Source organism: Kitasatospora sp. NPDC004240 (genome assembly GCF_053603215.1).
In genome coordinates this window covers 1-9,704 of record NZ_JBSGFD010000262.1, presented here as the reverse complement: position 1 = coordinate 9,704, position 9,704 = coordinate 1, and the positions used below count along the sequence as shown (strand labels likewise).

The 9,704-nt window shown below is 74.5% G+C and carries 7 protein-coding genes and 1 pseudogene; 3 read left to right on the top strand and 5 right to left on the bottom strand.

Features of this window, described 5'->3' with window-relative positions; genetic code table 11:
• Positions 1-122: 122 nt before the first annotated feature.
• Positions 123-1,334: a LolA family protein gene (locus ACWEQL_RS38225; protein WP_452155506.1), complete on the bottom strand. Its 1,212-nt coding sequence runs from the start codon at positions 1,332-1,334 to the stop codon at positions 123-125.
• A gap of 260 nt (positions 1,335-1,594) precedes the next feature.
• On the opposite strand from ACWEQL_RS38225, the gene ACWEQL_RS38220 reads away from it, so the two are divergent.
• A complete protein-coding gene (locus ACWEQL_RS38220) occupies positions 1,595-4,204 on the top strand; it encodes a bifunctional FO biosynthesis protein CofGH (protein WP_452155504.1) in 2,610 nt (869 codons plus the stop codon).
• Between the two features lie 72 nt (positions 4,205-4,276).
• Here the strand turns inward: ACWEQL_RS38220 and ACWEQL_RS38215 are convergent, their stop codons facing one another.
• A complete protein-coding gene (locus tag ACWEQL_RS38215; RefSeq protein ID WP_452155502.1) occupies positions 4,277-4,735 on the bottom strand; it encodes a hypothetical protein in 459 nt (152 codons plus the stop codon).
• Between the two features lie 211 nt (positions 4,736-4,946).
• On the opposite strand from ACWEQL_RS38215, the gene ACWEQL_RS38210 reads away from it, so the two are divergent.
• Positions 4,947-6,062 carry an ADP-ribosylglycohydrolase family protein gene (locus ACWEQL_RS38210; RefSeq protein ID WP_452155500.1) on the top strand — a complete coding sequence of 372 codons (1,116 nt, stop codon included), beginning with the start codon at positions 4,947-4,949 and terminating at the stop codon, positions 6,060-6,062.
• A 180-nt stretch (positions 6,063-6,242) separates the two neighbouring features.
• Here ACWEQL_RS38210 and ACWEQL_RS38205 read toward each other — a convergent pair whose 3' ends face one another.
• The 3 genes from ACWEQL_RS38205 to ACWEQL_RS38195 all read right to left on the bottom strand — a co-directional run bounded on the left by ACWEQL_RS38205 (position 6,243) and on the right by ACWEQL_RS38195 (position 8,639).
• Positions 6,243-6,452 (bottom strand): DUF397 domain-containing protein, encoded by a 210-nt coding sequence (locus tag ACWEQL_RS38205; protein ID WP_452155498.1) that lies wholly within the window; start codon positions 6,450-6,452, stop codon positions 6,243-6,245.
• Complete coding sequence (locus ACWEQL_RS38200; protein ID WP_452155496.1) at positions 6,452-7,315, bottom strand: helix-turn-helix domain-containing protein; 864 nt, start codon at positions 7,313-7,315, stop codon at positions 6,452-6,454. The genes ACWEQL_RS38205 and ACWEQL_RS38200 overlap by 1 nt, the downstream gene beginning before the upstream one ends.
• A gap of 580 nt (positions 7,316-7,895) precedes the next feature.
• Complete coding sequence (locus ACWEQL_RS38195; protein ID WP_452155494.1) at positions 7,896-8,639, bottom strand: GOLPH3/VPS74 family protein; 744 nt, start codon at positions 8,637-8,639, stop codon at positions 7,896-7,898.
• 298 nt (positions 8,640-8,937) lie between these two features.
• Between ACWEQL_RS38195 and ACWEQL_RS38190 the strand changes: the two are divergent.
• A pseudogene (locus ACWEQL_RS38190) lies at positions 8,938-9,704 on the top strand (hypothetical protein); the annotation flags it as partial.

Below are 9,704 nucleotides of genomic sequence, written 5' to 3'. Positions count from 1 at the left end.
GGCGGGGGCGGGGGCGGCCGAGGGGAAGTCCGCCGCGGGAACGGCCACGGGGGCCGGGGGCACCTCGGTGCCCCGGCCCCCGGCCGACTCCGCGCGACCCTCCGTCACGGGAGTCTTCACCACTACCTCACCCCGGCCGCGCTCTGCAGCACCGGCAGCGTCACCGCGCCGGCGAACACCCGGCCGTCATCGGTGACCAGCGCGTTCAGCACCTTGGTGCTGATCAGCGTGCCGCCCTCGACCGGCTTGCCCAGGGACTTCACCAGGGCCTGCGGGCTCTGGCCCTGCGGGGCCCTCCCGTGCTTGCCGCCGTGCTTGCCCTCGGCGGGCACGGTGACCTCGCCGCTCGGCAGGCGGGTGCTCAGCACGCTCGTCCAGCCCTCACCGACGACGTTGAGCCCGCCGGGCGCCGCGGCACGGTCGTGCTCGCCCCGGGCCGGCGCGTCCGGCGCCTTGTGCTCGGTCACCTTGGCGCCCTTGGGCGCGGTGAACTCGAAGGTCTTCGCGGCCGGCTTGGCGAAGGACACCTCGGTGAAGCGGACGTCCAGCACCTTGCCGCCGTCCGTGCCCTTCACCAGCACCGCGAGCGGCACCCCGTTGTCGGCGGCCACCGCGATCCGCACCTCGCCGATGGTCGAGCCCGGCTGCGTCGGCTTCACGCTCAGCCGGTACGCCTTCTGGCCGGCCACGTTGGCGGTGCCGTCCACGGCGACCGAGGTGGTGCCCGCGGCGGCGGTCAGGAACTGCCGGGCCGCCTCCTGCGGGGTGGTCGGCACCCCGGTCAGCGGCGGCCGCTCCCGGTGGCCCGCGCCCTGCGGGGCCGTCAGGTGGACCGCCTCGTTGGTGGAGCTGTCCCACGCCCAGACCTGGTCGCCGTTGTGCACCAGGGTGTACTCGGCGAGCTTCTCGATCAGGCCGATCCGCTGCCGGTCCGGCCCGTCCACCGAGACCCGCAGGGTGTGGTCACCGCCGAGCAGCCCGAGCAGCTTCGACTCCGGCGCCGCCGAGGACCCGCCCCGGCCGTGCGTCCCGCCCGGGGACGCGCCCGCGCCGGCGGCCGAGAACAGCTGCCCCGGCACGCCCAGGTCGGCCGAGACCTCGACCGTCCCGGAGAGCGTCTCGGCCTGCGAGCCGAGCGCCTTCGCCACCACCTGCTCCGCCGTCAGCGCGGGCAGGTTCGGCGGGGAGTCGTCGGCCAGGGCCGGCACCAGGCCGATCCCCGTGGCCACGATCCCCGCCATCGCCAGCGGTACCGCCACCCGCACCAGCGTGCGACGGCGCGAACGGTACGGCGTGCCGCCCGTGTGCTCCTCGGTCCTGCTGTCGTCCGTCATCGCGTCCAACCCCTCCGTAACCTGACCGACGGCGTCCTGCCGTTCGCCGCGCCTGTCCCGCTCGTCCTGCTGGTGGTGCCCGTCGCTCGTTCGCCGCCGCGTGTCCGCCGCGTGCTCCCGGGTTCCATTACAAGCCCTCCGGGCCGCCGGAGCATCGCCCTCCAGGGCCAGATCGGCGTAAGACTCGCGGCGCAGCCGACCCTGAGACCTCCTCAGGGTCGGCTACTCCGGGCGGGGGAGAGCTGGCGTAGGGTCACGGCATGGACGCCACAGACCGCCCTGCCGCCCCGGCCACCCCCGTCGACCCCGCGCCGCCGACCGCCAACGCGATGCGCCGCGCCCTGCGCCGCGCCCGCGACGGCGTGGCGCTCGACGTCGCCGAGGCCGCGGTCCTGCTCCGGGCGCGGGGCGAGGACCTCGCGGACCTGTGCGCGAGCGCCGCCAAGGTGCGGGACGCCGGTCTCGCGGCGGCCGGCCGGCCCGGCGTCATCACCTACTCCAGGAGCGTGTTCATCCCGCTCACCCGGCTGTGCCGGGACAAGTGCCACTACTGCACCTTCGTCACCGTCCCCGGCAAGCTGCGTCGGGCCGGGCACGGGATGTTCATGTCGCCGGACGAGGTGCTGGAGGTCGCCCGGCGCGGCGCCGAACTGGGCTGCAAGGAGGCGCTGATCACCCTCGGCGACAAGCCCGAGGACCGCTGGCCCGAGGCCCGCGAGTGGCTGGACGCGCACGGCTACGACGACACCCTCGCCTACGTCCGGGCGATGTCGATCCGCATCCTGGAGGAGACCGGGCTGCTGCCGCACCTCAACCCCGGGGTGCTGAGCTGGACGGACTTCCAGCGGCTCAAGCCGGTCTCCGCCTCGATGGGCATGATGCTGGAGACCACCGCGACCCGGCTGTGGAGCGAGCCCGGCGGCCCCCACCACGGCTCGCCCGACAAGGAGCCGGCCGTCCGGCTGCGGGTGCTGGAGGACGCCGGACGCAGCTCGGTGCCGTTCACCAGCGGGCTGCTGATCGGCATCGGCGAGACGTACGAGGAGCGGGCCGAGTCGCTGTTCGCGCTGCGCCGGGTCTCCCGGGCCTACCACGGGATCCAGGAGCTGATCCTGCAGAACTTCCGGGCCAAGCCGGACACCGCGATGCGCGGCATGCCGGACGCCGAACTCGACGAGCTGGTCGCCACGGTGGCCGTCGCCCGGCACATCATGGGCCCGGCCGCCTGCCTGCAGGCCCCGCCGAACCTGGTGGACGGCGAGTTCGAGCGGCTGATCGTCGCCGGCATCGACGACTGGGGCGGCGTCTCCCCGCTGACGCCCGACCACGTGAACCCCGAGCGCCCCTGGCCGCAGATCGACCGGCTCGCCGAGCACTCCGCCGCCGCCGGCTTCGAGCTGCGCGAACGCCTGGCCGTCTACCCCGAGTACGTGCTGCGCGGCGAGCCCTGGCTGGACCCGCGGGTGCTGCCGCACGTCCGGGCGCTGGCCGACCCGGACACCGGACTCGCCCGCCCGGACGCCCCGGTGACCGGCCGGCCCTGGCAGGAACCGGAGCACCTGCCCGCCGCCTCCGGCCGCACCGACCTGCACACCGCGATCGACACCGAGGGCCGCACCGGCGACCGCCGGGCCGACTTCGAGGACGTCTACGGCGACTGGGAGGTGCTGCGCGAGCAGGTCCGCTCGGGCTCGGCCCCGGAGCGGCTCACCGGCGACGTCCGGGAGGCGCTCGCGGTGGCCGCCGACGACCCGCGGCGACTGACGGACGACCAGGCGCTGGCGCTGTTCCTCGCGGACGGCCCGGCCCTGGACGCGCTCTGCCGGATCGCCGACGACGTGCGCCGCGACGCGGTCGGCGAGGAGGTCACCTACTGCGTCACCCGGAACATCAACTTCACCAACGTCTGCTACACCGGCTGCCGCTTCTGCGCCTTCGCCCAGCGCCGCACGGACGCGGATGCCTACACCCTCTCGCTGAGCCAGGTCGCCGACCGGGCCGAACAGGCGTGGGAGGTCGGCGCCACCGAGGTCTGCATGCAGGGCGGCATCCACCCCGACCTGCCCGGCACCGCGTACTTCGACATCGCGCGGGCGGTCAAGGAGCGGGTGCCCGGACTGCACGTGCACGCCTTCTCGCCGATGGAGGTGGTGAACGGCGCCACCCGCACCGGGCTGTCCGTCCGGGAGTGGCTGCTGCGGGCCAAGGAGGCCGGCCTGGACACCATCCCGGGCACGGCGGCCGAGATCCTGGACGACGAGGTGCGCTGGGTGCTCACCAAGGGCAAGCTGCCCGCGGCCACCTGGGTGGAGGTCGTCACCACCGCGCACGAGCTGGGCATCCGCTCCTCGTCCACGATGATGTACGGGCACGTGGACACCCCGCGGCACTGGCTGGGCCACCTGCGGCTGCTGGCCGGGATCCAGCAGCGCACCGGCGGTTTCACCGAGTTCGTGACGCTGCCGTTCGTCCACACCAACGCCCCGGTCTACCTGGCGGGCATCGCCCGGCCCGGTCCGACCGCCCGCGACAACCGGGCGGTGGTGGCGATGGCCCGGCTGCTGCTGCACCCGCACATCCGCAACATCCAGACCAGCTGGGTGAAGCTGGGCGCCGAGGGCGCGGCCGAGATGCTCCGCTCCGGGGCCAACGACCTCGGCGGCACGCTGATGGAGGAGACCATCTCGCGGATGGCCGGCTCGGCGTACGGGAGCTACAAGTCGGTCCGGGACCTGGAGGCGATCGCGGAGGCGGCCGGGCGTCCGCACCGCCAGCGCACCACCACGTACGGGGAGGTGCCCGCCGAGCGCCGGGCGGCGGCGCTGGCCTCGGACGGCCACCTGCCGCGGCTGCTGCCGGTCCTGGACTGAGCCCTCCGACCGCTCCCCGGTGGCCCCGGGCCCCGGGGAGGGGTTCGGGGCCACCGGCGTCCGGGAGCGCCGTCAGCCGACCAGCAGCCGGCCGTGCAGGTCCCGCGGGTCGCGGCCGTCCAGCCCGAGGCCGGAGCGCAGGTAGGCGTCGAAGGAGACCAGCTCGAAGAACCAGCGGTCGGCGGCGGGCAGGCCGTCGACGGTCACGGTGGTGGTGCCCCCGGCGATGGCGACCGGCGCGCGATGTGCGATGTCCTCCCGGTCGGTGCCCGCGTAGACGGTGACCCCGCGCACACCGGGGACGCTCCAGCCGAGCGTGAAGCCGCCGTCGGCCCGCTGGACGACGTTCGCGGCGGTGAACGGGATCCGGTGCGCGGACCGCTTCGCCGCGGCGCCGGCCGTGGCACCGGCGTCGGCGGTGGCCGAGGTGCCGGGCGCGGCCGGGGCGGCGACGGCGAGCGCCGGGGCGGCGAGGACGAGGGCGCCGGTGAGGGCGAGCGCGGTGGTCAGCCGGGCGCGGGAGTTGGTCATGGCCCCGGACGCTAGGCAGCGCGGGATGGCGGGCCGTGACAGCCGCGTGGCGCCGCAGCAACGTTCTGTTGACGAGCTGGTGCGGCCGCCGCCCGCGCCGGTGTGCGAGGGGACCCCTTGGCCCGACCGGACATTCGAATACAGTGCATGGCGCGTGGTGGGTCCGAACCGCCGCGCGGCCCCGTTCCCGGACGAAAGGCACCGACCCGTGATGCCCCTGTGGTCACGCGCGCAGCAGCAGGATTTCCGCAGCCGGGTGCGGGGCTGTCTGCTGGGCGGGGCGATCGGTGACGCGCTCGGCGCCGGCATCGAGTTCGACCCGCTGGAGAGGATCCGCGCGACCCACGGACCGCAGGGCGTGACCGGCTACGTCCCCGCGTACGGGCGGCTCGGGGCGATCACCGACGACACCCAGATGTCGCTGTTCACCCTGGACGGCCTGATCCGCGCCCACATCCGCCGGGACACCGGCAGCTGGCACCCGCCCAGCGACATCCACCTCGCCTATCTGCGCTGGGCCGCCACCCAGCGCGACTGGGGCCCGGACGAGCGGCGCGCCGACCTCGGCTGGTTGGGCCGCGAGGAGTGGCTGTACGCCCAGCGGGCCCCGGGCCAGGCCTGCCTCTCCGGCCTCTCCGGGCCGGACGCCGACCGGCTCGGCACCCTGGACGCGCCCAAGAACCCGCACTCCAAGGGCTGCGGCACGGTGATGCGGGCGGCCCCGTTCGGACTGCTCACCACCTGGGACCCCGGGCTGGTCTTCCAGCTGGCGGTGGAGTGCTCGGTGCTGACCCACGGCCACCCCACCGGCTACCTCTCGGCGGGCGCCCTGGCGGTGATCGTCCAGACCGCGGCCCGCGGCGGCACCCTGGAGGAGGGCGTGCACCTGGCGCTGGCGCTGCTGTCCGAGCGCCCGGCGCACGAGGAGACCACGGCCGCGCTGCGCGGCGCGCTGGACGCGGTCCGCGCCGGGGAACCGTCCGCCGAGCGGGTCGAGGCGCTGGGGGAGGGCTGGGTCGCCGAGGAGGCGCTGGCGATCGGGGTCTACTGCGCGCTGGTCGCCCACGACGTCCGCTCCGGCCTGCTGCTCGCCGTCAACCACTCCGGGGACAGCGACTCCACCGGCTCGATCTGCGGCAACCTGCTGGGCGTGCTGCACGGGGACACCGCGCTGCCGTCCGGCCTGGTGGCCGGCCTGGAGGGGCGCGGGGCGATCCTGGAGCTGGCCGACGACTTCGTGCTGGAGCTGATGCACGGCTCCGAACTGCACGGGCAGGACACCGCCGAGGGTGCGCTCTGGTCCACCCGCTACCCGGTGGTGCGCTGAGCCCCGGCCCTCCGCCCGGGCCCTCCCGGCCCGGCCCCGCCGGCCTTGCCCTCCCCGCCCCGCCGGCCCTGCCCTGCCTGGTCCGGAGGCGGACGCGCGGATGCCCGCGGTCGCGTCCCGCCGCCCTCCGTGTGGCGGGGACGTGACCGCGGGCATCCGGTCGAGAACGGTGCCGTCCGTTCAGGAGCGGCCGAACACCCCCGCACCGGCGGCGGTGGTGAAGGCCTCCCAGGCCTCGGACGAGAAGTGCAGCTGCGGACCCCGCGGGTCCTTGGAGTCGCGTACGTCCACCGTCCCGGCGGCGGGGACGCGGATCTCCACACAGGCGCCGTTGCCGCCGCTGTGACTGCTCTTGCGCCAGACGGATCCGCTCTCGAACGTGGTGGACATCAGTGGTATCCCTCTTCAATCTCGGCTATCAGTGACCGGCTCTCGGCCACCCCGAGCGCCGCTGCCCGCAGGTGGTCGTAGAGACCGGTATAGCGGCGGACATCGGCTTCCTTCTCGAGGTACAGATCACTCGTCACCCCTTCGAAGTAGACAACCGTGGAATCGGCTGACTCAGGGAACTCCAACAGGGAGAATGTCCCGGTCATCCCGGGGTGGGCCCCGTGAGAGAACGGGATGACCTGGATCGTGATGTTCCGGCGCTCGCTCAGCGCGAGCAGGTGCTTCAACTGTTCGGCCATCACGCGGCGGCTGCCGACCTCGCGGCGCAGCACCGCCTCGTCTATGACCGTCCACAGGCTGCCGAGCTGGTTGGTCTCCTGGTGGATGCGGTCCTGCCGCTTCATCCGGACCTGGACCCGGCGCTGCACGGCGGTGGTGTCGGTGTCCGGCTGGGTGCCGGTCACCACCGCGTGGGCGTACTCCTCGGTCTGCAGCAGCCCGGGGACGAAGGAGGACTCGTACGCGCGGATCGAGGAGGCCTCCGCCTCCAGGCCGATGTAGACGCTGTACGGGGTCGGCATGTCGTTGAAGTCGTGCCACCAGCCGCGCTGCCGGGACTCCCTGGCCATCTCCATCAGGCTGCCGCGCATCTGCTCGTCGGTCACGTCGTAGACGTCGCAGAGGTCACGGACGTCGCGCTGGCTGATGCTGCGCCGGCCGTTCTCCAGCCGGCTGATCTTCGACTGCGAGACCATGAGCCGCTGGGCCACCTCCTCCGCGGTCATGCCCAGGCCCTCGCGCAGTTTGCGGAGCTCGGCGCCGAGCCTCCTGCGGCGCACGGTGGGATTGATGCTCGCGGACACGTCGACCTCCGGCCGGACCTCTGGTGATCGTTGGAACGGCAATCCTCGGAACACTGTGGTAATTGGGACCAACCCCCTGACTTCGAGCAGCATGTCACCTTGGATCAGGTCACCGCCGGGGAATCGCAGCAGCGCAGTAGAACAGATCATCGGAAAAGCGCTTCGGCGAGACGGCGGACACCCGTGAGTGATAAGGCGCCACGGTCGTGCGACCTGATGGTGACAACGGTCTGGAACGGTGCATAAGTGCCACCGACATATGCGGGCCCGCGCAGGTCAAGAGCTCCTGTGCGGGACGTGTGCGGAGGCGGGGACGGCAGAGGGGCGGCCGCCCGGCGACTTCCGTCGCGGGCGACCGCCCCTGCGGGCCTGCTGGTTGTGTGCCGCCGACGGGGGGCGCGCGTCACGATGGCGCGCGCCCTCGGGTCGTGCGGCCGACCGGTGGCCGGCGTACCTGCGGTGGTGCTCCCGTCCGACCGGGGCCTCCCCGGGGACGGGACCCGGGCGTGACCGGGGCCTCCGTGACCGGGGTGCTCCGCGAACGGACGTTCCCTGGCGCGACGCGACGGCTACCGGACGGTCAGCGGACGCCGACCCGGGCCGACGGGACCCGCCCGGCGGGGGCGCGACCGACCGGCCGCGGGCCCGGACGGCCCGAACCGCCCGGGGCACCCGCCTGGGCGCCGCGACCCTGCTGACCCGGAAGGCCGTTCTGCACGTCCATCACGGCGTGCGCGACCATCCCGCCCAGCGGGTCGTACCGGATCAGGTCACGCAGCCGCGACCGCGACGACCGGCCCTCGTTGCCCGGGTACAAGTGCTTGCCCAGACCCACCGAGTGCGCCAGCGCCGCCAGCGCCGCCGTCCTCGGGTCCGGTGGCACACCGGTCCGGATCGCGGTGTCCAGCCGCTGCTTGATCGCGGCGTTGGTGCAGTCGTCGGACGCCTGGTAGCGCGTCGTCGGCAGGACCCCGCACACCTGGCCCGGCACGGCCGTGACCATGCCGCAGCGCTCCAGGTGCGCCAGGTAGGTCTGCCGCAGCCCCAGCCGGGGCCCGCCGATCCAGTGCGCCGCGCGGACCGGACTGCCGCGTCGGCGCAGCAGTTCCAGCGCGTGGTCCAGTGTCGGGTCGCCGGTCGGCCGTGGGAGCACCACGGCGATCCGGTCGCCCTCCGGGACGATCCTTCCGGCCAAGGACAGCTCGACGAGCTGGGCCCCGGCGAGTCCGAGGTCGAGGGTCTGCGGCTGCGCCGTGGTGCCCGTGGCCGGGTCCAAAGCGAGCAGCAAGAGCTCCTCGGGAACAGTTCTGCGGCTCTTGCCCATCCAAGCCTCCCCGCGTGGATGGGAAACAGCGTGACGCCTCTCACACGGGCTTGTCGAGTACGCCTCCGAATCGTGACCTTGCGGCAGTCCGGGGAACCGCCCGTACCGGGCCCGGCGTCTGACCGGTGAGCAGGCCGGGGGTACCGCCGTGCGGCGGCAATAACCGCCGGTAGGGCGGGGTGTGGGCGACCGGAACGGTCGGCGGTGGCGGAGACTGTACAGGTACACGGGGCGGGGCGTCGGCTTCCCGAAATCGGGTCGGCCGGTGCCCCGCCGGGCGTTGAGGAGGCTGGGTTACGTGGGCGAGTCCCCCGACAGGGTGCTGCGGGACGGCGAGCGGGAGCGGGAGCGCGACCGGGAACCGGAGCGGGCCGAGGAGGCCCGTGCGGAGCGCGAGGAGGGTGACGGCGACGCCGGGCGGGGTGAGGCCGGGACACCGGCCAAGGGGGCGTCCACCGTTCAGCTCCGCGTCCGGGATGCGGACAGTGTCACCACCGTCCTGCGGCTGCCCGTCGACAACGCGACCACGGCGCTGCGGCTGCCGGTGGACGAGGCCACCACCGCGCTGAGGCTCCCGGCGGACGACGCCACCACGGCGCTCCGCCTGCCCGTGGGGGCGCCGGCCGCGTCCCCCGGGAAGGGGGACCCGGCGGCGGACGACTCCTCCGGCACGGCCGGGGACGCCGACGTCGCCGGGGCCGGTGCCGAGGTGACGGGGCAGGACGGCCCGGCCGGCGACACGGCGGCGGAGGAGACGGACACGCCGCCCGGCGAGCGGTCCGACGGACCGTCCGTCGCCGAGCGGACCACCATGCTGCGGGTGCCCGAGGGACTGCGGAAGGCGGGTGCCGGGGCGGCCTCCGGCGCCGCCGCCGGGACCGCCGGAGAGGCGGCCGCCGCCCCGCGGAACCTCGACCCCCGTCTCACCATCCGGACGGAGGGCGCCGCCGAGAAGCTGGAGAAGCACCCCGACCTGAGGGCCGCCGGAGCCGTCGGGCCGCTTCCCGTGAAGCCCGCCGCCCGCCCCGGCGGCGGCAGCGTGCCCGAGCCGCCGGCCCCCAGGCC

Excerpts from the sequence above, each read along its gene's own strand:
- ACWEQL_RS38225 (WP_452155506.1), bottom strand. The coding sequence starts at position 1,334 with ATGACGGACGACAGCAGGACCGAGGAGCACACGGGCGGCACGCCGTAC.
- ACWEQL_RS38220 (WP_452155504.1), top strand. The coding sequence starts at position 1,595 with ATGGACGCCACAGACCGCCCTGCCGCCCCGGCCACCCCCGTCGACCCC.
- ACWEQL_RS38215 (WP_452155502.1), bottom strand. The coding sequence starts at position 4,735 with ATGACCAACTCCCGCGCCCGGCTGACCACCGCGCTCGCCCTCACCGGC.
- ACWEQL_RS38210 (WP_452155500.1), top strand. The coding sequence starts at position 4,947 with ATGCCCCTGTGGTCACGCGCGCAGCAGCAGGATTTCCGCAGCCGGGTG.
- ACWEQL_RS38205 (WP_452155498.1), bottom strand. The coding sequence starts at position 6,452 with ATGTCCACCACGTTCGAGAGCGGATCCGTCTGGCGCAAGAGCAGTCAC.
- ACWEQL_RS38195 (WP_452155494.1), bottom strand. The coding sequence starts at position 8,639 with ATGGGCAAGAGCCGCAGAACTGTTCCCGAGGAGCTCTTGCTGCTCGCT.